Annotated in this window: 14 protein-coding genes; 6 read left to right on the top strand and 8 right to left on the bottom strand. The window is 70.6% G+C overall.

What is annotated here, in order from left to right; translation table 11 throughout:
• Positions 1 to 31: 31 nt before the first annotated feature.
• The 4 genes from OG905_RS13155 to OG905_RS13140 all read right to left on the bottom strand — a co-directional run bounded on the left by OG905_RS13155 (position 32) and on the right by OG905_RS13140 (position 6,788).
• Positions 32 to 1,420: a maltokinase N-terminal cap-like domain-containing protein gene (locus OG905_RS13155; protein ID WP_328668155.1), complete on the bottom strand. Its 1,389-nt coding sequence runs from the start codon at positions 1,418 to 1,420 to the stop codon at positions 32 to 34.
• Between the two features lie 187 nt (positions 1,421 to 1,607).
• A complete protein-coding gene (treS, locus tag OG905_RS13150) occupies positions 1,608 to 3,314 on the bottom strand; it encodes a maltose alpha-D-glucosyltransferase (protein WP_328668154.1) in 1,707 nt (568 codons plus the stop codon).
• Positions 3,311 to 5,311: an alpha-1,4-glucan--maltose-1-phosphate maltosyltransferase gene (locus OG905_RS13145; RefSeq protein ID WP_328668153.1), complete on the bottom strand. Its 2,001-nt coding sequence runs from the start codon at positions 5,309 to 5,311 to the stop codon at positions 3,311 to 3,313. The genes treS and OG905_RS13145 overlap by 4 nt, the downstream gene beginning before the upstream one ends.
• A 547-nt stretch (positions 5,312 to 5,858) precedes the next feature.
• Positions 5,859 to 6,788, bottom strand: coding sequence for an SDR family oxidoreductase (locus OG905_RS13140; protein WP_328668152.1), 930 nt, complete (start codon positions 6,786 to 6,788; stop codon positions 5,859 to 5,861).
• Between the two features lie 118 nt (positions 6,789 to 6,906).
• On the opposite strand from OG905_RS13140, the gene OG905_RS13135 reads away from it, so the two are divergent.
• The 6 genes from OG905_RS13135 to glgP all read left to right on the top strand — a co-directional run bounded on the left by OG905_RS13135 (position 6,907) and on the right by glgP (position 16,215).
• On the top strand, positions 6,907 to 7,875 hold the full coding sequence (locus OG905_RS13135) for an AraC family transcriptional regulator (RefSeq protein ID WP_328668151.1): 969 nt from the start codon (positions 6,907 to 6,909) through the stop codon (positions 7,873 to 7,875).
• A 103-nt stretch (positions 7,876 to 7,978) separates the two neighbouring features.
• The gene (locus OG905_RS13130) at positions 7,979 to 9,421 is read left to right on the top strand and encodes a 4-hydroxyphenylacetate 3-hydroxylase family protein (RefSeq protein WP_328668150.1); all 1,443 of its coding nucleotides are present in this window, start codon (positions 7,979 to 7,981) and stop codon (positions 9,419 to 9,421) included.
• The gene (locus OG905_RS13125) at positions 9,418 to 10,833 is read left to right on the top strand and encodes an MFS transporter (RefSeq protein ID WP_328668149.1); all 1,416 of its coding nucleotides are present in this window, start codon (positions 9,418 to 9,420) and stop codon (positions 10,831 to 10,833) included. The genes OG905_RS13130 and OG905_RS13125 overlap by 4 nt, the downstream gene beginning before the upstream one ends.
• Before the next feature lie 126 nt (positions 10,834 to 10,959).
• Positions 10,960 to 12,081: a monodechloroaminopyrrolnitrin synthase PrnB family protein gene (locus tag OG905_RS13120; RefSeq protein WP_328668148.1), complete on the top strand. Its 1,122-nt coding sequence runs from the start codon at positions 10,960 to 10,962 to the stop codon at positions 12,079 to 12,081.
• A gap of 18 nt (positions 12,082 to 12,099) precedes the next feature.
• Complete coding sequence (locus OG905_RS13115) at positions 12,100 to 13,377, top strand: flavin-dependent oxidoreductase (protein WP_328668147.1); 1,278 nt, start codon at positions 12,100 to 12,102, stop codon at positions 13,375 to 13,377.
• 162 nt (positions 13,378 to 13,539) lie between these two features.
• On the top strand, positions 13,540 to 16,215 hold the full coding sequence (gene glgP, locus OG905_RS13110; protein WP_328668146.1) for an alpha-glucan family phosphorylase: 2,676 nt from the start codon (positions 13,540 to 13,542) through the stop codon (positions 16,213 to 16,215).
• Positions 16,216 to 16,318: 103 nt separating this feature from the next.
• Here glgP and OG905_RS13105 read toward each other — a convergent pair whose 3' ends face one another.
• The 4 genes from OG905_RS13105 to OG905_RS13090 form a co-directional block, all read right to left on the bottom strand.
• Positions 16,319 to 18,355, bottom strand: coding sequence for a M4 family metallopeptidase (locus OG905_RS13105; RefSeq protein WP_328668145.1), 2,037 nt, complete (start codon positions 18,353 to 18,355; stop codon positions 16,319 to 16,321).
• 172 nt (positions 18,356 to 18,527) lie between these two features.
• Positions 18,528 to 19,094 carry a TetR/AcrR family transcriptional regulator C-terminal domain-containing protein gene (locus OG905_RS13100; RefSeq protein ID WP_328668144.1) on the bottom strand — a complete coding sequence of 189 codons (567 nt, stop codon included), beginning with the start codon at positions 19,092 to 19,094 and terminating at the stop codon, positions 18,528 to 18,530.
• A 165-nt stretch (positions 19,095 to 19,259) separates the two neighbouring features.
• Entirely contained in the window at positions 19,260 to 21,176 is a 1,917-nt protein-coding gene (locus OG905_RS13095; RefSeq protein WP_328668143.1) for an ABC transporter ATP-binding protein, read from the bottom strand.
• Complete coding sequence (locus OG905_RS13090) at positions 21,173 to 22,975, bottom strand: ABC transporter ATP-binding protein (protein ID WP_328668142.1); 1,803 nt, start codon at positions 22,973 to 22,975, stop codon at positions 21,173 to 21,175. The genes OG905_RS13095 and OG905_RS13090 overlap by 4 nt, the downstream gene beginning before the upstream one ends.
• Positions 22,976 to 23,025 lie beyond the last annotated feature (50 nt).

The raw sequence follows: 23,025 nt of genomic DNA, 5'->3' as shown, positions 1-23,025 counted from the left end.
CGGTCACGGGGGTCTGCCTCCTCGGCGGAATTCAGTTGGTGGCGGCCAGGCGGTCGATCGCCGCCATCGGCACCGGAAGCCAGTCGGGACGGTGGCGGGCCTCGTAGACGACCTCGTACACGGCCTTGTCCGTCTCGTAGGCGCGCAGCAGCTCGGGTTCGGTACGGGGATCGGCGCCCGCCATCTCGGCATAGCCCTCGCAGTAGGCCGCACGGCAGCGTTCCGCCCAGGTCGGATTCCAGGGGCGGTGGGTGCGCGCCGCGTAGTCGAACGAGCGCAGCATGCCCGCGACATCTATCACCGTGGGCTGCGGCCTGCGGCGCTCGGCGAGCGGGCGCGCGGGCTCGCCCTCGAAGTCGATGACCGACCAGTGGCCCTCGCCGTGGGAGCCGCCGCCACTCAGGGTCTGCCCGAGATGGAGGTCGCCGTGGACGCGCTGGGCCCGCCAGGCGCAACCGCGCCTGCCCAGCGCGGCGATCGCGTCGAAGGCGCCACGCAGCCGCGGAACGTACGGAAGCAGGGCGGGCACCGCCTGCGCGGCGGCGTCCAGACGAGCCGTCATCGACTCGGCCAGATGCTCGGCCTGCGGCCGGCGCAGCATCACGGTGGGCAGCTCCTTCGCCAGTGCCGTGTGCACCTCGGCGGTGACCCGGCCGAGCGCGCGGGCCTCCTTCGTGAAGGTCCCTCCGCCGGCCAGCGATTCGAGCGCGAGCAGCCAGCCGTCGCGCGAGCCGTGCAGGAACGGCTGCAGTACGCCGAGGGTGTACGGCTCGGGCGCGGTGGCCTCGTACCAGGCGACGGGCGCCGGCACCCGGCCGCATCCGGCGCGGGCGAGCGCGAGCGGCAGCTCCAGATCGGGGTTGGAGCCGGGGTGGACCCGGCGGAAGAGCTTGAGGATGTACGCGTCGCCGTACACCAGCGAGGAGTTGGACTGCTCGGCCTCCAGGGGGCGCGCGGTGAGCCCGCCGGGGATCACCCCAGCCGCCTCGAATCGGTCGAAGCGCAGCGGCCCCAGCGCGCCGGGCGTGCGCAGGCGCTCCAGGATCAGCTCGGCCAGGCGCGGGTCGAAGAGGCCCTCGTAGACCGTCCTCCCGGCGAGCGGGCCCTCGGTCACATGGCCGATCAGCGCGGGCGCGAGTTGCGGTGGCAGCGTCCTGCGCACACCGAGGAGGAGTTGGTAGCAGTCCTGCGACGAGAGAGCGGGAAGGCCGGTCTGCTGGACGCGTACGAGCAGATGCAGCAGTCCCGGACCGGTCTCGGAGTCCAGCGGCAGCAGCTCGGTCGCGGAGACGAGCGAGAAGCCGGTGAGTGGATGGCCCTTGCCGGCGAACCAGCGCTGTCTCGGCAGCCAGCCGAGCAGCAGTGGCGCGAGGGACGGGAGAAGAGCGACGGGAGTCCGGGTGGATGCAGCCTCCGACATGGCATCGCGTCCTTTCCCCGAGATGCACTCCAATGGCGCTGTATGCGCAGAGTGTCCCGGATTACAGCTGTGGCTGTCCGGCGGCGCGCGGGGATGAGGGGGAGAGTGCCCAGTGCGGGGCGGGGGAAACCGCCCCGCGGGAGGCACCTCTCGTTACCTGTGGGTCAGATGGCGGCCGACCTGTGCGTCAGGTCGTGGCCGCTTCCTTGCGCAGCCGGAACCAGTAGAAGCCGTGGCCTGCGAGAGTCAGCAGATAGGGCCACTGACCGATGGCCGGGAAGCGCACGCCACCGATCAGCTCCACCGGGTGCCGTCCGCTGAACGCCCGCAGATCGAGCTCGGTGGGCTGCGCGAACCGGGAGAAGTTGTGCACGCAGAGAACGAGATCGTCCTTGTACTCGCGGGTGAAGGCGAGCACGGCCGGGTTCGACGAGGGCAGTTCGGTGTACGAGCCGAGGCCGAAGGCGCGGTTCTGCTTGCGGATCTCGATCATCCGGCGGGTCCAGTGCAGCAGCGAGGACGGTGAGGCCATCGCCGCCTCGACATTGGTGACCTGGTAGCCGTAGACCGGATCCATGATGGTGGGCAGATAGAGCCGGCCGGGGTCGCAGGAGGAGAAGCCCGCGTTCCGGTCGGGGGTCCACTGCATCGGCGTGCGTACGGCGTCGCGGTCGCCCAGCCAGATGTTGTCGCCCATCCCGATCTCGTCGCCGTAGTACAGGATCGGCGATCCGGGCAGTGAGAGCAGCAGCGCCGTGAACAGCTCGATCTGATTGCGGTCGTTGTCGAGCAGGGGGGCGAGCCTGCGCCGGATGCCGATGTTGGCGCGCATCCGCGGATCCTTGGCGTATTCCGCGTACATGTAGTCGCGTTCTTCGTCCGTGACCATTTCGAGGGTCAGCTCGTCGTGGTTGCGCAGGAAGATGCCCCACTGGCAGTTCTTCGGGATCGCCGGGGTCTTGGACAGGATTTCCGAGACGGGGTAGCGGGACTCGCGCCGTACCGCCATGAAGATCCGGGGCATCACCGGGAAGTGGAAGGCCATATGGCACTCGTCGCCGCCGGCCGGGAAGTCGCCGAAGTAGTCGACGACGTCCTCGGGCCACTGGTTGGCCTCCGCCAGCAGCACGGTGTCCGGGTAATGGGCGTCGATCTCCTTGCGCACCCGCTTGAGGAAGGAGTGGGTGGCGGGGAGGTTCTCGCAGTTGGTGCCCTCCTGCTGGTACAGGTACGGCACGGCGTCGAGACGGAATCCGTCGATGCCCAGGTCCAGCCAGAAGCGCAGGGCCGAGATGATCTCCTCCTGCACCGCCGGGTTCTCGTAGTTGAGATCGGGCTGGTGGGAGAAGAAGCGGTGCCAGTAGTACTTCTTGCGCACTGGGTCGAAGGTCCAGTTGGACGTCTCGGTGTCGACGAAGATGATCCGGGCGTCCTGGAACTGCTTGTCGTCATCCGCCCAGACGTAGTAGTCGCCGTAGGGCCCGTCGGGATCGCTGCGGGACTCCTGGAACCACGGGTGCTGGTCACTGGTGTGGTTCATGACGAAGTCGATGATGACGCGCATGCCGCGCTGGTGCGCGGCGTCCACGAACTCCACGAAGTCGGCGAGGTCGCCGAAGTCGGGGAGTACCGCGGTGTAGTCGGAGACGTCGTAACCGCCGTCCCGCAGAGGGGACTTGAAGAACGGCGGGAGCCAGAGGCAGTCGACCCCCAGCCACTGCAGATAGTCCAGTTTGGCGGTGATGCCCTTGAGGTCGCCGATGCCGTCGCCGTTGCTGTCCTGGAACGATCGCACCAGGACTTCGTAGAAGACGGCCCGCTTGAACCAGTCGGGGTCGCGGTCCTTGGCGGGCGTGTCCTCGAACAGGTCGTGGACGGGCTCATTGACGATCATGATGTGGGTGACCCTCCGATCGGCGGGGACGGTCGCAGAGCGACGATGTGCGCGGGCGTGACGCCCGGCTCTAGGCGCACATAGGTGGCTCTGCCCCAGTGATAGGTCTCGCCGGTGAGCTCGTCGCGCACCGGTGCGCTCTCGTGCCAGTCCAGGCCGAGGTGCGGCATGTCCAACGAGACCGTGGCCTCCTGGGTGTGGTGGGGGTCGAGGTTGGCGACCACGAGCACGGTGTTCGAACCCGAAGCGCCCTCGGCGGTCTTCGAATACGCGATCACCGCCTCGTTGTCGGTGGGGTGGAAGTGGATGTTCCGCAGCTGCTGCAGGGCGGGGTGCCGGCGCCTGATCCGGTTGAGAGCGGTGATCAGGGGTGTGATGGTGCGGCCCTCGCGCTCGGCCGACTCCCAGTCCCGCGGCCGCAGTTGGTACTTCTCGGAGTCCAGATACTCCTCGCTGTCGTCCCTCAGGGGAACGTTTTCGCACAATTCGTATCCCGCGTACACGCCCCAGGACGGCGACATCGTCGCGGCCAGCACCGCCCGCACCTCGAAGGCCGGGCGCCCGCCGTGCTGGAGATAGGCGTGCAGGATGTCGGGGGTGTTCACGAAGAAATTGGGACGCATGTACGAGGCGGCTTCGCCGGAGAGCTCGGTGAGGTACTCGGTGAGCTCCTGCTTGGTGTTGCGCCAGGTGAAGTACGTGTACGACTGCTGAAAGCCGATCGCGGCGAGAGTGTGCATCATCGCCGGCCGGGTGAACGCCTCGGCCAGGAACATCACGTCGGGGGCGCTGCGGTTGATGTCCGCGATCACCTTCTCCCAGAAGACGACGGGCTTGGTGTGCGGGTTGTCCACGCGGAAGATCCGTACACCGTGGTCCATCCAGAAGCGCAGCACGCGCAGGGTCTCGTTGACCAGACCGCGCATGTCAGCCTCGAAGGCGATCGGGTAGATGTCCTGGTACTTCTTCGGCGGATTCTCGGCGTACGCGATCGTGCCGTCGGCGCGGTGATGGAACCACTCGGGGTGCTTCTCCACCCAGGGGTGGTCGGGCGAGCACTGGAGCGCGAAGTCCAGCGCCACCTCCATGCGCAGGTCGCGGGCCGTCTGGACGAAGTGGTCGAAGTCCTCGAACGTGCCGAGGTCGGGGTGGAGCGCGTCATGGCCGCCGTCGGGGGAGCCGATGGCCCAGGGAACGCCGACATCGTGCGCGCCCGGGGAGAGGGAGTTGTTCGGGCCCTTGCGGTAGGTGGTGCCGATGGGGTGGACGGGCGGCAGATAGACGACGTCGAAGCCCATCGCGGCGACGGCGGGCAGCCGCTCGGCGGCGGTGCGGAAGGTGCCGGAGACGGGCGGCGCGCCCTCCTTGACGATCGCCCCTTCGGAGCGCGGGAAGAGCTCGTACCAGGAGCCGAACAGGGCGCGCTGGCGCTCGACGATCAGGGTCAACGGGCGGGAGGCGGTGACCAGTTCGCGCAGCGGGTGACGGTCGAGCGTGGCGGTGGCATCGGGGGCGAGCGCTGCGGCGAGCCGGGCGGCCGCCGGGCGCTCCTCGTCGCGCAGGGCGTCGACGGCGGCGAGCACGGCCTCGCGGCCGTCGCGCTTGGGGACCCCGGCGGCAGCGCGCTCGTACAGCTCGGCGCCCTCGGCCAGCACCAGCGCGGTGTCGATACCGGCGGGGATCTTGATCCGGGCTGTGTGCCGCCAGGTGGCGACGGGGTCGCTCCACGCCTCGACGGCGTAGGTCCAGCGCCCCTCGGCGTCCGGGGTGACGTCGGCGCCCCAGCGGTCGCTGCCGGGGGCCAGTTCACGCATGGGAGTCCAGGGGCCGGGGCGTCCGGTCGGATCGCGCAGGACGACATTGGCGGCGACCGCGTCATGCCCCTCCCGGAAGACGGTGGCGGTGACCTGGAAGGTCTCACCGGTCACCGCTTTTGCGGGCCTCCTCCCGCAGTCGACTTGGGGGCGGACGTCCAGGACGGGGATACGACCGATCATGGGATCACCTGAGGGTGGTGCGGGCAGGGCGGATTGAGCGCGTTGGGCATTTTTGCGAGGTTTGCTGGTTCTTTGTAGCTGCTCAGTCGACGACTGGCGGGCTGCGGGCATGGCCGCTCCTGTCCGCGTTCACTCGGGTGGGCGGAAAGAATGTCGAGAAGGGGTGCGGTGGCATGCGTACCGGATGAGCCTTCCCACGGTCTTCGGGTGGGCAATCCGGTGGAGTGTTAACTACTCGGACGTAGGTGACTGCACAAGACGTGGCGTACGCAATCGGGCGCGCGGTCGGGGTCCGGGTTGCGGCCGTGGGGTTCGTGCCGGGGGTCCGGGGGTTGCCCCCGGGGGGTGCAGCACTGCTCGGACGTCGGTGGCTGCACAAGACGTGGCGTACGCAATCGGGCGCGCGGTCGGGGTCCGGGTTGCGGCCGTGGGGTACGCAATCGGGCGCGGGCCCGACGACTCGCGTCGGGCCCGCGCCCTGCACCGCCTCACAGCACCGAGTCTCCGCTCGGCTACGCTCCCCAGCTCGGCTCTCGCCTGCGCGCGCTCATGACTGCTCCCCCGACCACATCTGCCACGGCTGCCGTGCCACCCACTCGTCCACCGGCGCCGGCTTCAGCGACAGCGCCTGTGCCGACTCGCCCTCGTCGCCCGCCATCAGGCCGGGCTCCAGGCCCGTGGCCATGTAGTGGTAGATCCCCGACACTCCGGCGGCCGACTCCTCGCCCAGGATCTGGGCCAGCCCCTGCTCGAAGATGCCCGGCTCCAGGGGCACATAGCGGACCGCGCGCCCGAGGCCCTGCCCGAAGGCCGTCGCGAGCTCGTCGCCCGTGAGCGTCTGCGCGCCGCCGATGTCGAAGGCACGGCCCGCCACACCGTCCACCGTGAGCGCCGCGTAGACCGCCTCCGCCAGGTCCCGGTGCGAGATCCACGCCGTCGGGATGTCGGCGGGCAGCGGGTAGGCGAGCACACCCTCGTTGACCAGGGCCGGGCCGTTCCACGGGCTGAAGAGGTTGTCCAGATAGACCGGCGGGCGTACGACCACCAGCTCCACACCGCTGTGGGCGAGGCCCTCACGGAAGACCGTCTCGGCGAGCCTGCGCGTCTCGAAGGCCACCACATTCGTGCTCCGGTCGGGGACCCGGGTGTTGGCGTTGTAGACCAGCCGCCCCACCCCTGCCTCGCGGGCCGCCTTCGCTATGTGCTGGGCGTACCGCATGACCTTCTCGGCCTGGTACACCAGCGGCATCACCACCGCCGCGTGGGTGGCCCCTTCGAAGAGCTGGCGTACGTCCTCGTACCGCCCGAGGTCGCCGCTCGCGATGGAAACGCCGGGCAGCTCCGGGCGATCGGCCTCGGGCTTGCGGCTCAGTGTGCGCACGCGGTGCTTCCGCTCGGCCAGCAGCCGGGCAGTCGCACCTCCCTGGAACCCGGTCGCCCCCACGACCGCTACGCGCATCGGAATGTGATCGGACATGAGTCTGAAGAGCCCTTCGATAGGGTGTCGCTGCTGCCGTGAACGGCTCTTCCAGACTCGCTTCGGCGGCTTCGGCCGATCAATTAACAAACCGGGGCGGGGGTTGAAGGATCGTCCAATGAAACCGACGGAGATGGAACCGACGGAGCGCGAAGGGGACGACCTCCTCAGCGAGCTGCTCAAACCCTTACGTCTGACCGGGGTCTTCGACAGCCGCTGGCATGTCAGCGCCCCCTGGGCCATCGAGGGCGACGCGGAACAGAGCTGCGCCGTACTGCACTTCATCACCGAGGGCGGCTGCTGGATCACGGCCGAGGGCCAGACCCCGCTCGAACTGCACGAGGGCGACCTCGCCGTCTTCCCCACCGGCACCGCGCACCGGCTCTCCGACCGGCCGGAGCGGCGGGGCGTCGCGCTCGGCACCGTACTGCCCGAGCGTGCGCCCGGAACCTCCGGTGAGATCAGGATCGAGGGCGACGGGCCAGAGAGCCGGCTGCTCTGCGCCGGGCTGCACTACGACGCCTCCGTGGCCACCCACCTCTACACGGCGCTGCCCTGGGCGCTGGTGCTGGACCACTCCCAGGTGGACAGGGAGCCGTTGCTGCGCGACACGCTGCGGCTGCTCGCCGCCACCGACCGCCCGGTCGGCCCCGGCGACCGGCTGATCACGCTGCGGGCCTTCGAGATGGCGCTGGTGCTCGCGCTGCGGCCGCTGCTGCGCGAACTGGCCCGCAATCCCTCCGCGCTGCCGGTTCTGCGCCATCCCGGTATCAGCCGGGCCATGGTCATCATCGCGACCCGGTTCGCCGAGCCCTGGACCATCGAGTCGCTCGCCCGCGAGGTCGGCATGTCCCGCTCGGCGTTCACGGCGGCCTTCCGCGAGCTGGTCGGCGAGGCGCCCGCCCGGCATCTGACGGGGCGGCGGATGCAGGAGGCGGCCCGGCTGCTCGGCGAGACGTCGCTGCCCCAGTCGGCCGTCCCGGAACGGGTCGGCTACCAGAGCTCGGTCGGTTTTCACCTGGCCTTCCGCAAGTGGTACGCCATGACGCCGGGAGAGTACCGATCGAAAAGCCCCTCAGCTGCATGACTGGCCGGTTCTTAATCACCGCTGGACGGTCGTTCATTGCCCAGCGTCCCTGGCTGGAGCGAGGCTCGGCTGTGTCGGGGGACGTTCCGTTTGAGGAGAGACGTTGACCAGGTCCGGCCAGGAATACCTCGCATCGCTGTGTGACGGGCGTGAGGTGTGGCTCGACGGCGAACGGGTCAAGGACGTCACCCGCCATGCCGCCTTCCGCAACACCGCGGCGTCGGTCGCGCACCTCTACGACCTGGCGCACGACTCCGAGCACAGCCCCGCCCTCACCTCCGGCGGCGTCCACCGCGCCTTCGCCGTGCCGCGCTCCTACGACGACCTGGTCGCCCGGCGTCACGCCTACAAGGTGTGGACCGAGTCGAGCTTCGGGTTCCTCGGCCGTACGCCCGACTACATGGCAGGCGGAGCAGCGGGTTTCGCCGCCCTGCCCCAGGTCTTCACCACCGACTCCTTCGACGGCGCCGACAACGCTCTCGCCTACCACCGCAGGCTCGCCGAAGGCGATCTGTACGCGGCCTTCACCATCACCAACCCGCAGTCCGGCGAGGGGGAGGACGACCTGGTCGTGCGGGTCGTCGCCGAGAAGGACGACGGGATCGTGGTGAGCGGCGCCAAGATGATCGGCACCGGGGCCGTCTTCGCCGACGAGGTGCTCGTCGGCACGATCGAGCCACTGGCGCCCGAGGACGTGGAGCACGCGCTGTGCTTCTCGGTGCCCGTCGGCACACCGGGCCTGACCCTCGTCTCGCGTACGTCGTACGAGGCGGGGGCCCGCAGCGTCTTCGACAATCCGCTCTCGTCGCGCTTCGACGAGAACGACGCGCTGCTGGTCTGCGACGAGGTCTTCGTACCGTGGGAGCGGGTGCTGACCTACCGCGATGCCGAGGCCACAGCGGCGATGTGGTGGGGGACGCCCGCCTACCTCAACTTCAGCCACCAGGCCGCCACCCGCTTCTGGACCAAGCTCGAATTCCTCACCGGCCTCGCCATCCTGCTGACTCGTGCCAACAACACCTCCCAACTCCCCGCCGTCACCCAGTCGGTCGGGCGGCTGCTCGGCATGGTCGCCCAGGCCAAGGCCTTCGTACTGGCGGCCGAGGCCAGCCATGAGCAGGTCGACGGCGGCCGCGGCGGCGTCATGCCCGGCCGGGAGATCTCCTTCGCCCAGCGCATCATGGCCGGGGAGATCTACCCGCGCGCCGTCCAGGAGATCAAGCTGCTCGCGGGCGGCGGCATCATCCAGCTCCCGGCCTCCGGCGGGGATCTGCTGCACCCGCAGCTCGGGCCGGTCGTGCGGAAGTATCTGCGCGTGCCCGGCACCCCGGCCGAGGACCGGGTCAAGCTGCTCAAGCTGGTGTGGGACGCGCTCGGTTCGGAGTTCGCCGGACGTCACGAGCAGTACGAGCGCTTCTACCACGGCGCCCCGCACGTCTATCTGACCATGCAGACGTGGGCGGGCGGCGCGGAGAACTGCGAGGAACTGGCCCAGGCCTGTCTCGAGGGATATGGCCTGGGCGAGGACCCGAGGACGGGCCAGTGACCTCGGCCCGTCCCGTCACCGCGCTCGCGCTGCTGGCCTCCACCCAGCTGCTGCTGATCATGGACACGGCCATCATCAATGTCGCGCTGCCGTCGGTCGGCGACGACCTCGGCTCCGGCTCGGCCGGACTGTCCTGGGTGGCCAACGGCTACCTCATCGCCTTCGGCGGACTGCTGTTGCTCGGCGGGCGCCTGGCCGATCTCCTCGGCCACCGGCTGCTCTACCTCGGCGGTCTGGGACTGCTGGCCGCGGCATCCGCCGCCGGCGGGCTCGCCGGTACGCCGGGTGCGCTGATCGCCGCGCGGTCCGTGCAGGGCGTGGGCGCCGCCTTCGCCGCCGCCGCAGCGTTCGCGACTCTGCTCAACCTGTTCCCGGACGGGCCCGGACGGCACAAGGCGCTCGGGGCCTTCGCCGCGATGGGCGGACTGGGCGGGGTGCTCGGCACCGTGCTCGGCGGAGTGCTCACCGATCTGCTCGGCTGGCGCTCCACGTTCTGGCTCAATGTGCTCCTCGCTCTGGTCATGGGACTGCTCGCACTGCGCGTTCTCAACGGGGGGACGCGCAGCGCACAGTCCGGCTTCGACCTGGGCGGAGCACTCTCGGCCACCGGCGGCCTCGGGCTGGTGGCGTACGCACTCGTCGGCGCGGGCGAGTCCGGGTGGACCAGCACCCGGACCCTCTCCGCCGGCGGTGCGGGCCTCGCGCTGCTCGCGGTCTTCGCCGCAGTGGAGTCGAGGATCCCGAGCCCGCTGGTGCCGCCCGCCGTGCTGCGACGGCCCGCGCTGCGGGACGCCAACATCCTCAGCGCACTGGCCCAGATGGCGCTGTTCCCCATGTTCTTCCTGGTCAGCCTCTATCTGCAGAGCGTTCTCGAACAGTCCCCGCTGACCGGCGGACTCGGACTGCTGCCGCTGTCACTGGTGGTGGTCGCCGTCGCCCCGCAGACCGGCCGCCTCATCGTCCGGATCGGGCTCAGGGCCACCATGACCGCCGGCTTCGGGCTCCTCGTCGCGGGCATGGTGTGGCTGGCGCTCGCCCTGTCCGCCGACGGAACCTTCGCAACGACGGTCCTGGCACCCAGCCTGGTCCTCGGCGTCGCCCTGCCGCTGGTCATGGTCACCACCAATGTGGCCGCCACCGCCGAGGCCGCGCCCGAGGAGACCGGTCTCGCCTCCGGACTCGTCAACACCAGCCAGCAGTTCGGCTCGGTGCTCGGGCTCGCCGTACTGGTGGCCGTGGCCACCGCCGGGGGCGGCCCTTCGGCCGCCGCCCAGACTTCCGGCTTCCGCTACGCGCTGCTGGCCGGCGCCGCCTTCGCCGCACTGGCCACCCTGCTCTGCGTACGACTGCGGCTGCCCGGGCCCGCCCCGGCGCCACCGCGCCGGGACCCTGTGGGCGGTGCCGTGGAGTGACCGTATGCGGCGAGTGCGTACCGCGCAGGCGTACGCAGGCGGCGACAGCGTCCGGTGAGCGCGTGACGCGAGCAACTGCGCCGCATCCCACCCACTGAACCGACGTTGCCCGAGGGGGGCATTCCGTTGACCTTGTACGACCTTGTCGCGCCCGGTCTCCACCTGCGCTGCGATCCGCGCTACCGGATAGCCGAGATACGCGCGGCCGACCCGCTCGGCGCCGACGCGCTGCTCGCGGCGCTGCCCGCGATGAACGCCGACGCCGATGTGCCCGCGCTCACCGTCGCCCTGCGCACCCTGGTGCCCGAGCCCGAACGGGTCGCCGCGCTCGGCGTCACCGACGCTCTCGCGGCCATGCGCGACCTCGGCATCCTGCTCGGATCGCTCAAACGGCACGGCGTCGAGCCCGTCGCGGCGGTGCCCGACGTCCTTCCGGTGCTCGAAGAGCTGGGGCGGCGCACCGACATGGTGCCGCGCGACACCGTGCACCACTACACGACCTGGAACCCGCTCGGCGCCCGGCAGCGGATGTACACCGGCGACATCATGGAGAGCAATCTCCAGGACGCGGTCCGGATGGTCTTCCCCAGCCTGGTGGCGGCGCTCGACACCTGCGCGGAACTCGCCCGCCGAGAGCCCTACGAACCGGGCTTCGCCGCGGCGCTCGACCGCACCGCCCAGCATGTGCAGTCCATGGTCGACTCCATCGACTTCACCGTCGCCAATGTCTCGCCGGTCTTCTTCGCGACCCGGATGCGCTCCTACTTCGAGGAGATCGACGTCGCGGGCACCGACTACCTCGGCCCGGCCGCCGCCCAGGTGCCGCTCTGGCTGGTCGATCTGACGCTGTGGCAGTGCGACCGCAGCAGCCCCGCCTACGACGCCTTCCTCGACGACTCGGTGCGCTACAGCCTCCCCTCCTGGCGCGACCACTACGCCGCGCACAGGGGCGGCACCTCCGCCGTCTCCAAGCTCTCGGCCGCCATCAGCTGGGAGGCGGCCCACCGGCTGCCGCCGCAGCTCGCCGCGTCCGCCGTCTCCCTCGCCCGCGTGCTGCGCATCCTCAAGACCTTCCGGGCCCGCCATATGACCATCGCCCGCAAGGCGTACAGCGAGGACGTGCGGCTGTACGACGTGGGCAGCGGCGGCGCCCCCATCGAACTGCTCCGCTCCGTGCTCGATCTGACCCGGGACAACGAGACCCTCGTACGCCGTTCGATCGAGCGGCCGCGCACCCCCGTCGCCTGACCGTCCCTGGAGGTCCCCATGACCCACATCATGATCGCCGGCGGAGGAATCGCCGGGCTCACCGCGGCACTCGCCCTGCACACCGCCGGATTCGAGCGGATCACCGTCGTCGAGACGGTCCGCGAGCTGCGCCCGGTCGGTGCCGGGCTGAACATCATGCCCAACGCGGTGCGGGAACTCGACGCGCTCGGGCTGCTCGACCGGCTGGAGGAGTGCTCCGTACGCACCCGTGAGCTGCGCTACTACCACCGCAGCGGCGGCCTCATCTCCCGCGAGCCGCGCGGCCTCGGCGCCGGCTACCACTGGCCCCAGCTCTCCATCCAGCGCGGCGAACTCCAGAGTGCGCTCGCCGACGCGGTACGCGCCCGGCTCGGGCCCGGCGCGATCGTCGGCGGCGTCAAGGTCACCGGCCTCGAACCGCTTGCCGACGGCCGCCCCCGGGTCCAGCTCGAACACCGCGACGGCGCCCGGCGCGGCAGAGCGTCCCTCGAACCCGACGTCCTCATCGGAGCCGACGGCATCCGCTCCACGGTGCGCGCCGCGCTCAACCCGGGCGAGGGCGAGCCGCCGTGGAACGGCATGCTCGTCTGGCGCGGCGTCTCGTGGATGCCCGCCCACCAGACCGGCACCTTCATGTTCATCGCCGGCGACGACCGTCAGAAGGCCGTGGTCTACCCGATGACCGAGCCCGACAGGGACAGCGGCGAGGTGCTCGTCAACTGGGCGCTCGCGATGCCCGCCGACTCCGCCGGCGACGCTACGCGCGGAGACTGGAACCGGGAGGTCCCCGTCGAGAAGTTCCTGCACCACTACGAGGGCTGGGACTTCGACGGCGTCAGCGTCCCCCAGGTGCTCCGGGCCGCCGAAGGCGCCTTCGAGTACCCGATGGTGGACCGCGATCCGCTGGAGCGCTGGTCCGTCGGCCGTACGACGCTGACCGGCGACGCGGCCCACGCCATGTACCCGATCGGCTCCAACGGCGCGACCCAGTCCATCGTCGACGCCCGCGCGCTCGGCCACGCCATGGCCCTGCACCCCGACCCCGCCCGCGCGCTGGCCGCGTACGAGGCCGAACGCAGACCCGCGATGACCGAACTCCAGCAGGCGAACCGCCGCCTCGGCCCCGAGGTCGTCATCAACCTCGCCCACGAGCGCGCCCCCGGCGGCTTCACCGACATCGACGAGGTGATCCCGAAGCGGGAACTCGCCGAGATCGCCTCCCGGTACGCGGCCACCGGGGCCTTCGACCCGGGGACCGTCAACCAGGGCTCTCCCTACGACCCGGCGGTGCGCTAGACGCCCCTTCGATGTGCTGAATTGCACCGGCGCCCGCCCGTGGGCCCGGCGCGCGCCGTGGTTGAGGAGGGCGGGGTACCACTACCGTCTGTCGGGACGGAAAAGGACGCACACCGTCGTGCGTCCCCTCGGATGCGTACCTCCCCTGCGAAGGTGGAACCCGTGAAGGCCATTCGTCGATTCACCGTCCGCCCCGTCCTCCCCGAACCACTTCTTCCGCTCAGTGAACTGGCGCGCAATCTGCGCTGGTCCTGGCACACCGAGACCCGTGACCTCTTCCAGGCCGTCGACCCCGACGGCTGGCAGGCGGCGGGTGGCGATCCCGTACGACTGCTCGGATCGGTGTCCGCCACCCGGCTGGCGGAGCTGGCCGGGGACCGGCGCTTTCTGCGCAGACTCGCCGCCGTCGCCGACGACCTGGACGACTACCTGCACGGTCGCAGGTGGTACCAGGCACACAGTGGCGCCCTGGGGGACCATGACCCCGAGGGCGCCGAATTCCCCGCAGCGGTCGCCTACTTCTCGCCCGAGTTCGGTGTCACCGCCGCACTGCCCCAGTACTCCGGCGGCCTGGGAATCCTGGCCGGAGACCATCTCAAGGCCGCGAGCGACCTCGGCGTGCCGCTGATCGGCGTCGGGCTGCTCTACCGCCACGGCTACTTCCGCCAGTCCCTCTCCCGCGACGGCTGGCAGCAGGAGCACTATCCGCTGCTCGATCCCAACGAACTGCCCGTCAGCCTGCTGCGGGAGCCCGACGGGACACCCTGCCTGGTGTCCCTCGCGCTGCCCGGCGGGCGCTCGCTGCGCGCGCACATCTGGATGGCGCGGGTCGGCCGAGTACCGCTGCTGATGCTCGACTCGGACGTCGAGGAGAACGGCCACGGCGAGCGCGATGTCACCGACCGGCTCTACGGCGGCGGCAGCGAGCACCGGCTGCTTCAGGAGATGCTGCTGGGCATCGGAGGCGTACGGGCGGTGCGGGTGTACTGCCGCCTCACCGGCCATCCCGCGCCCGAGGTGTTCCACACCAACGAGGGGCACGCCGGCTTCCTCGGTCTGGAGCGCATCCGCGAACTGGGCGAGCCCCAGGAGCGCGGCGGCCAAAACCTCGACTTCGACGCCGCGCTCGAAGCCGTGCGCGCCGGGACCGTGTTCACCACCCACACACCCGTGCCCGCCGGAATCGACCGCTTCGACCGCGAGCTCGTCGCCCGCCACTTCGGGGAGCGCGGAGAGCTGCCCGGAGTCCCGGTCGAGAAGGTGCTCCAGCTTGGCATGGAGACCTATCCGGGCGGCGAGCCCAACCTCTTCAACATGGCGGTGATGGGCCTGCGGCTCGCCCAGCGCGCCAACGGCGTCTCCACACTGCACGGGGCCGTCAGCCGCGGCATGTTCGCCGGGCTGTGGCCCGGCTTCGACGCCGAAGAGGTGCCCATCACCTCCGTCACCAACGGCGTGCACGCGCCGACCTGGGTGGCGCCCGAGGTGTTCCGGCTCGGCGTGCGCCAGATCGGCACCAGCCGCGCGGAGGACGCCCTGTCCGTCGGCGGCTCCCAGCGCTGGGACGCCGTCGCGGACATCCCGGACGCCGACATCTGGGAGCTGCGCCGTGAGCTGCGCGAACAGCTGGTCCTGGAGGTACGGGAGAGGCTGCGGGCCTCCTGGCGCCAGCGGGGCGCCGGAGCGGCCGAACTGGGCTGGATCGACGGGGTGCTCGACCCCGACGTCCTCACCATCGGCTTCGCCCGCCGGGTCCCCTCGTACAAACGGCTCACGCTCATGCTGCGCGACCGCGACCGGCTGATGGAGCTGCTGCTGCATCCGACCAGGCCGGTGCAGATCGTCGTCGCGGGCAAGGCGCATCCGGCGGACGACGGCGGCAAGCGGCTGGTGCAGGAGCTTGTGCGGTTCGCCGACGATCCGCGGGTGCGCCACCGGATCGTCTTCCTGCCCGACTACGGGATGGCGATGGCGCAGAAGCTCTACCCGGGCTGCGACGTCTGGCTTAACAATCCGCTGCGGCCGCTGGAGGCGTGCGGCACGAGCGGAATGAAGGCCGCGCTCAACGGCTGTCTCAATCTGTCCGTCCTCGACGGCTGGTGGGACGAGTGGTTCGAGCCGGACTTCGGCTGGGCGATCCCGACGGCAGACGGCTCGGCGACGGACGACGACCGGCGTGACGAGCTGGAGGCGGGCGCGCTGTACGAGCTGATCGAGAACCGGGTGGCGCCCCGCTTCTACGACCGGGGCGCGGGCGGGCTGCCGCAGCGCTGGATCGAGATGGTCCGGCGCACGCTGACCACGCTCGGCCCGAAGGTGCTCGCGGGCCGCATGGTCCGGGAGTACGTGGAGCGTCTGTACGCCCCGGCCGCCCGGGCCCACCGGTCCCTGAACGCGGACACGGCACGGGAGTTGGCGTCCTGGAAGGGCCGGGTGCGGGTGAGCTGGCCGCACGTGGCCGTCGACCATGTGGAGGCACTGGAGCAGTCGGCGGCCGGGGGAACGGCGGAGCTGGGCTCCACGCTGGCGCTGCGGGTGCGGGTCACACTCGGCGAACTCCAGCCGGACGACGTGGAGGTGCAGGCGGTGTCCGGCCGCGTCGACTCCGACGACGCGATCGCCGACGCCCAGACCTTCCCGCTCAAGCCGGCGGGCGGCCCCGACCTGGAGGGCCGCTGGGTCTACGAGGGCCCGCTCTCGCTGGACCGTACGGGCCCGTTCGGCTATACGGTGCGCATCCTGCCGGCCCATCCGCTGCTCGCGGCCAGCGCCGACCTGGGGCTGGTGGCGCTGCCCACGGAGGCGACGGGGGAGGGCGCGGGCGTGCTGTTGCGCTGAGGCGGCTTCTGGGGCGGCACGGTGCCCGGCACCGTGCCGAACGCGAAAGCTGCCCGGGGGCTCGGCCCCCGGGCAGCTCCCTTGTGTCACGTCGCGTCAAGACTCAGAAGGTGAGCTTGAAGCTGTTGATGTAGCCGGTGTCCCAGGCGGCCTTGTCCTGGACGCGGAGCTTCCAGGTGCCGTTGGCCACCTCGGACGAGGCGTTGACGGTGTAGGTGGCCTGGACGTTGTCGGCGGAGTCGGAGCCGCTGAAGGGCTTGAGGTTGTAGACCGTTCCGTCCCGGGCGACCAGGTCGACGACGAGGTCGCCGCGCCAGGTGTGGATGATGTCCACGCCGACCTTGAGGGTGCTGGGCGCGTTGCCGGTGCGGCCGGTGACGGTGACCGAGGACGTGACCGCGGCGCCGTTGTCCGGGATGGAGACGTCAGCGGTGTTCTCGAAGACCGTGCCCGGGTCGGGGTCGCCGCCGCCGGGGCGGGCGCCGACGTTGATGCCGGCCCACGCGTCGGTCACGGACTTGACCTCGGCGCTGGTGGCTCCGTACAGCTCCGTCGCGACCGCGATGGTGCCGGTGCGGGCAGCCGCGTAGTTGGTCGTGGAGTTGAACTTCGTGGTGAGCGCCTTGAACCAGATCAGCGAGGCCTTGTCCCGGCCGATGCCGGTCACGGGCAGACCGTCGGAGGTCGGGGAGTCGTAGTTGACCCCGTTGATGACCTTGGCACCGCTGCCTTCGGAGAGCAGGTAGTACCAGTGGTTCGCCGGGCCCGAGGAGTAGTGGACGTCGACGCCGCCGATACCCGAGTACCAGGCGTCCTTGGACGCGCCGTCCTTGCTCGGCTTGTCCATGTAGCGCAGCGGGGTGCCGTCGCCGTTGATGTCGATCTTCTCGCCGACCAGGTAGTCGCCCTTGTCCTGGGCGTTGTTGGCGTAGAACTCGACCGCGGCGGCGAAGATGTCGGAGGTCGCCTCGTTGAGACCGCCGGACTCGCCGCTGTAGACGAGCTTCGCGGTGGCGGCCGTGACGCCGTGCGTCATCTCGTGCGCGGCGACGTCGATCGAGGTGAGCGGCTTGGCGTTGCCCGAGCCGTCGCCGTACGTCATGCAGAAGCAGGTGTCCTGCCAGAACGCGTTGACGTAGTTGTTGCCGTAGTGGACGCGGGAGTACGCGCCGACGCCGTCACCGCGGATGCCGGAGCGGCCGTGCACGTTCTTGTAGTAGTCCCAGGTCAGTCCGGCGCCGTAGGCGGCGTCCGCGCCGGCGGTCTCCGGGTCGGAGGCCTGGCCGTTGCCCCAGGTGTCGTCCGGACCCGAGTACAGCGTTCCGGTGCCGCTGGAGCCGTGGTTCAGGTTGTACGTCTTGTGGCCGCCGCGGCCGCCGTCGGTCAGGTTGTACGTCGAGCCCGACTGCGTGGAGCCGAGGGTCACCTGGCCGCTGTACTGCGTGTTGCCGGTGCCGTTCTCGATGGCCTGCCACTCGAAGAGCTTCGCGCCGGTGGTGGCGTCGGTGACGACGTGCAGCTCGTTCGGCGTGCCGTCGTGCTGGATGCCGCCGACGACGGTCTCGTACGCGAGAGTCGGCGCGCCCTTCGCCATCCAGACCACCTTGCGCGGCGCACGGTCGGCCTTGGTCTTCGCCGAGCCCTCCGCCTTTGCCGCGCCCAGCGCCTGCTTCTCGGCGACGGCCGGGGCGACATCGGCGCTGGTGTCCACGTTCTTCAGGGTCGCTGCCGACGCCTTGCTGACCGACTCGGTGGCGCCCGCCTTGGTCTCGGCGACCACCAGGTCACCGCCGAGGACCGGGAGTCCGGAGTACGTGCGCTCGTAGCGGGTGTGCGTGGTGCCGTCGCGGTCCTGGGTGACGTCCCGGACGACCAGCTTCTCCTGTGCGGTCAGGCCCAGTTCCCTGGCGGTGGCCGCCGTGGTGGCGCTCTGCTTGCGTATCAGCTCCGCGCGCTGCGCGGGGGAGAGGTTCAGCGGCAGGGCGCCGGGGTCGGCTTTCCCCGCTTTCGCCGCCGCCGGCACGGCGGTTGACGCCGAGTCGGCCGAAGAGGTGCCGGTCTGGAATCCGACCGCCAGGAGAGCGGCGGTGGCTATGAGAGCTCCGGTCGCGGTGGTGCGCCGGCGAGGCGTGGGTCTCACGCGAACTCCTTCTGCGAGGGGGGTACCGGGCGACTGGGTGGGTCGGCCGGGCAGAGCATGCGGAGCATGTAGAGCGTGGATCGGGGGAAGAGTGCCAGCACTGAACGCCCCCTGTCAGGAGCGCGTCAAAAGGTTGGCCGGAAATCGTCCGGTGCCTGAATGGTCGTGTTCGTTAAGCGGACGTTTCGGCGATCATCATCGCGAAGCCGTCGAGCGTTCGCGCGAGCCCGAATTCGAAGAGCGTTTCAAGGTCCAGATCGAACGGGGCCTGTGTGAACAGAGTGTTGAGCAGGGGATAGTTCCCGGTCGCCGTGATGACGTCGAACTGTGGCTCGTTCCGGGCCATCCACTCCTCGTCCGACATGCCCGTGTCCTGCTGGGCCTGGGTCTCCAGCTCCGCGGCCATGGCGACCCCCTGGACATACGCGAAACGCACCAGGTGCGTATGGATCATCTGATACGGCGTCAGTCCGGTGTCCCCCAGGGCGCGCAGCACCCACTCGGTGTACCTCATCACGTTCGCCGAAACGATCGGCCGGGTGAACGAAGCCATTGCCTGCGCAACCCACGGATGACGGCTGTAGACGGCCCGCAGCCGGCGCGCGGCGTGTTCGAGCGCCTCCCGCCAGTCGGCCGGAACCGGCCCCTGGCCCGCTTCGCGCCGCGAACCGGGGCTCCGCCCCAGGCCCCGCGCCGCAAACGCCGGCGGAAATCCAGCCCGTCCGGCGTTTGAGGACATGCGGCCGAAGGTCGCATACGGGGTCCGGGGCGAAGCCCCGTCGGGGGTCTGGGGCGGCGCCCCCACGCGGCGGAGCCGCACAATGTCACAGCGGGAAGGGGCGGGTCGGGGCTGTATCGATGTGCGGCTCCGCCGCGTGGGGCCCCCCGTACCCCATGCCGCCCGTCAGCTCACCACGCTGTCCCGCCACGCCCTGTGCAGCCCCGCGAACCTCCCTTCCCCCGCAATCAGTTCGCCAGGCGTCCCGTCCTCCACCACCCGCCCGTGTTCCATCACCAGCACCCTGTCCGCGATCTCCACCGTCGACAGCCGGTGCGCGATCACCACCGCCGTGCGCCCGTGCAGCACCGTGTCCATCGCGCGCTGGACCGCCCGTTCGCCCGGGATGTCGAGCGAGCTCGTCGCCTCGTCGAGGATCAGGACCGCCGGGTCGGCGAGCAGGGCCCGCGCGAAGGCCACCAACTGGCGCTGGCCCGCCGAGATGCGGCCGCCCCGTTTGCGTACGTCCGTGTCGTACCCGTCCGGCAGTCCCGCGATGAAGTCGTGCGCGCCGATCGCCTTCGCCGCCCGCTCGATCTCCTCGCGGCTCGCGTCCGGCCGTCCGATCGCGATGTTCTCCGCGACAGTCCCGGAGAACAGGAAGGCTTCCTGGGTCACCATCACCACCCCGCGCCGCAGTTCGGGCGTGGCCAGATCCCGCAGTTCGACGCCGTCCATGAGGACCCGCCCCTCGGTCGGGTCGTAGAAGCGGGCGAGCAGCTTCGCGAGGGTGGATTTGCCCGCGCCGGTGGAGCCGACGACCGCGACCGTCTGGCCTGCCGGGATGGTCAGATCGAAGCGGGGCAGCACCTCGCCACGGGTGCGGTAGGCGAAGCGGACGCCTTCGAAGACGACCTCGCGCCCGGGGTGGTCGGAGGCCAGCGCGGGCAGCACCTTGGGCTCGCGGGCCTCGGGCACGGACGGGACCTGGGCCAGCAGTCCGGCGATCTTCTCCAGCGAAGCCGCCGCGGACTGGTAGGAGTTGAGGAACATCCCGAGCCGGTCGATCGGGTCGTACAGCCGCCGTAGATAGAGCACGGCCGCGGCCAGCACACCCAGCGCCAGTGTCCCCGCCGCGACCCGGTAGGCACCCCACAGCACGATTCCGGCCACCGCCGTGTTGGCCACGAGCCGGGATCCGATGACATAGCGCGCCATCTCGAGCAGCGCGTCGCCGTTGCTGCGCTCGTGACGGTGGTTGAGGACCTGGAACTCCCCGTCGTTGGCCCGCTCGCGCCGGAACGCCCGGACCGGCCGGATGCCGTTCATCGTCTCCGCGAACTTCACGATGACCGCGGCGATCGCCGTGGAGCGCGTGCTGTAGACCGCCTTGGCGCGCCGCTGGTAGAGCCGTACGAGCAGATACAGCGGTACGAAGGAGAGCACCGCGAGCCCTCCGAGGCCGAGGTCCAGCCAGAGCAGCATCGCCGAGATGTAGACGAAGGCCAGGACGACCATGATCAGCTCTTGGAGGCCCTCGCTGAGCAGCTCACGCAGGGACTCCACGTCGGTGGTCGACCGCGAGATCAGCCGGCCCGAGGTGTAGCGCTCGTGGAAGTCGACGCTGAGGGCCTGCGCATGGCGGAAGATCCGGCCGCGCAGGTCGAGCAGCACGTCCTGGTTGACGCGCGCGGAGGCGCGGATGAAGGAGTACTGCAGCAGTCCGGCGCCGAGCGCGCACACGGCGTACCCGACGGCGACGGCGATCAGCGGCCCGTGGTCGTCCCGGCGGAAGGCAGGCACGCCTCGGTCGATGGCGTACGCGACGAGCAGTGGCCCAGCCTGGACGGCGGCCTGCTGGAGCAGCAGGAGCAGCGCGGCGAGGACGACGCGGCCGCGGCGGGGCGCGAGGAGCGAGCCGAGCAGTGCACGGGTGGCCCCTTCGGGTGCGGGCAAGGCGTCCCGGTCGAAGGGATCATCCCCGCGGGACGCGCCGGTCGGGCCGGACGCGTTCGCAGGCTCCTGAGTGACAGGCGCGCAGCCGGTACCGGCCGTCTCCTCCCCATCGTCGGCATACGGCGTCGTGGTCGTCGACGACGTCATCGAACCCCCTCCTCGGCGTGAGCACGGCCGGCGCCGCCGTCCGCTCCCGACATCAGCCACGCGTACTCCGCGTTCGTCCGCAGAAGTTCCTGATGCGTACCGACCGCGGCGATCCTGCCCTCCGACAGCAGCGCCACCCGGTCCGCCAGCATCACCGTCGACGGGCGGTGCGCCACCACCAGGGCCGTCGTGTCCTCCAGCACCCGCCGCAAGGCCGCCTCCACCAGTGCCTCCGTATGCACATCGAGCGCCGACAGCGGATCGTCGAGCACCAGGAAACGCGGCCGGCCGACCACCGCCCGGGCCAGGGCGAGCCGTTGCCGCTGGCCGCCCGAGAGGCTGAGGCCCTGCTCGCCGACCTGGGTGTCGACGCCGTGCGGCAGCGAACCGACGAAACCGGCCTGCGCCACCTCCAGCGCGCGCCCCAACTCGCCTTCGTCCGCGCCCTCCGCTCCCATCAGCACGTTCTCCCCGACGCTCGCAGAGAAGAGCGTCGGCTCCTCGAAGGCCACCGACACCAGTTCGCGCAGCCGCTCCCGCGGCATCGCCGCGATGTCCTCCCCGTCGAGCGTGATCCGCCCGGTGGTCACTTCGTGCAGCCGCGGTACGAGCGCGGTCAGTGTGGTCTTACCGCTTCCGGTCCCGCCGACCAGGGCCATCGTCTCGCCGGGACGTACGCGCAGATCGATGCGGGCGAGCACGGGCGGGGCGTCCGCGGGCGCGTCCGGGTAGCGGAATTCGACGGCCTCGAACCGCAGCCCCGCCGCGTCCTCGGCCACCGCCGTGCGCCCGACTGCCGTGTCCGACTCCTCCTGCGCGTCCATCACCTCGAAGTACCGTTCCGTCGCGGTCGCCGCCTCCTGGCTCATCGCCAGCAGAAAGCCGATCGACTCCACCGGCCAGCGCAGCGCGAGCGCCGTCGACAGGAACGCCACCAGCGTGCCCGCCGACAGACCGCCGTCCGCGACCTGGACGGTGCCCAGCACCAGCGCGGCGCCGATGACCACCTCGGGGATGGTCGTGATCAGCGCCCAGATCCCGGCCAGCAGCCTCGCCTTGCCGAGCTCGGTGCCGCGCAGTCGCCGTGCGAGCTCCCGGAAGGCCAGCGCCTGGCTGCGGTGACGGCCGAAGCCCTTGATGATGCGGATGCCGAGGACGCTCTCCTCGACGACCGTGGTCAGATCGCCGACCTGGTCCTGTGCTTGGCGCGCGACGATCGCGTACCGCGTCTCGAAGAGGGAGCAGAGAATCACCAGCGGCACGATCGGCGCGAGCAGCACCAGCCCCAGGCTCCACTGCTGCCCCAGCAGAATGATGAAGCCGACCAGGATCGTGGTCGCGTTGACCAGCAGAAAGGTCAGCGGGAACGCCAGGAACATCCGCAGCAGCATCAGGTCCGTCGTGCCGCGTGAGAGCAGCTGGCCCGAGGCCCAGCGGTCGTGGAAGGCCACCGGCAGCCGCTGGAGATGCCGGTAGAGGTCGGCCCGCATCGACGCCTCGACGCCGGCGAGCGGCCGGGCCACCAGCCAGCGCCGGAAGCCGAAGAGCCCCGCCTCGGCGAGTCCCAGCAGCAGCAGGGCCAGCGCCCCGAGCCAGACCCCGCCGGGGTCCCGCCCGGCCACCGGGCCGTCGACGAGCCACTTCAGTACGAGTGGAATGACCAGGCCCAGACAGGAGGCCACGATGGCGACAAATGCCGCACTGAACAGGCGAGTTCGGATGGGGCGTACGTACGGCCACAGCCGCAGCAGTGAACGTACGGCCGACCGGTCCTTGGCGGTTGAATGTTGTTCGGGCATCAGGTGCGAGCCTACGGTTCGCCACTGACATCGCTCATCTGGTTTTGCGC

The sequence above is a fragment of the Streptomyces sp. NBC_00322 genome, from assembly GCF_036147535.1.
Taxonomy (GTDB): Bacteria; Actinomycetota; Actinomycetes; order Streptomycetales; family Streptomycetaceae; genus Streptomyces.
The sequence above is the reverse complement of the archived record's forward strand: the minus strand, read 5'-3'. Positions and strand labels throughout refer to the sequence as shown.

Bases quoted from the DNA above. Each gene is read 5' to 3' on its own strand.
- OG905_RS13155 (WP_328668155.1), bottom strand. From the start codon at position 1,420: ATGTCGGAGGCTGCATCCACCCGGACTCCCGTCGCTCTTCTCCCGTCC.
- treS (WP_328668154.1), bottom strand. From the start codon at position 3,314: ATGATCGTCAATGAGCCCGTCCACGACCTGTTCGAGGACACGCCCGCC.
- OG905_RS13145 (WP_328668153.1), bottom strand. From the start codon at position 5,311: ATGATCGGTCGTATCCCCGTCCTGGACGTCCGCCCCCAAGTCGACTGC.
- OG905_RS13140 (WP_328668152.1), bottom strand. From the start codon at position 6,788: ATGTCCGATCACATTCCGATGCGCGTAGCGGTCGTGGGGGCGACCGGG.
- OG905_RS13135 (WP_328668151.1), top strand. From the start codon at position 6,907: ATGAAACCGACGGAGATGGAACCGACGGAGCGCGAAGGGGACGACCTC.
- OG905_RS13115 (WP_328668147.1), top strand. From the start codon at position 12,100: ATGACCCACATCATGATCGCCGGCGGAGGAATCGCCGGGCTCACCGCG.
- OG905_RS13100 (WP_328668144.1), bottom strand. From the start codon at position 19,094: ATGTCCTCAAACGCCGGACGGGCTGGATTTCCGCCGGCGTTTGCGGCG.
- OG905_RS13095 (WP_328668143.1), bottom strand. From the start codon at position 21,176: ATGACGTCGTCGACGACCACGACGCCGTATGCCGACGATGGGGAGGAG.
- OG905_RS13090 (WP_328668142.1), bottom strand. From the start codon at position 22,975: ATGCCCGAACAACATTCAACCGCCAAGGACCGGTCGGCCGTACGTTCA.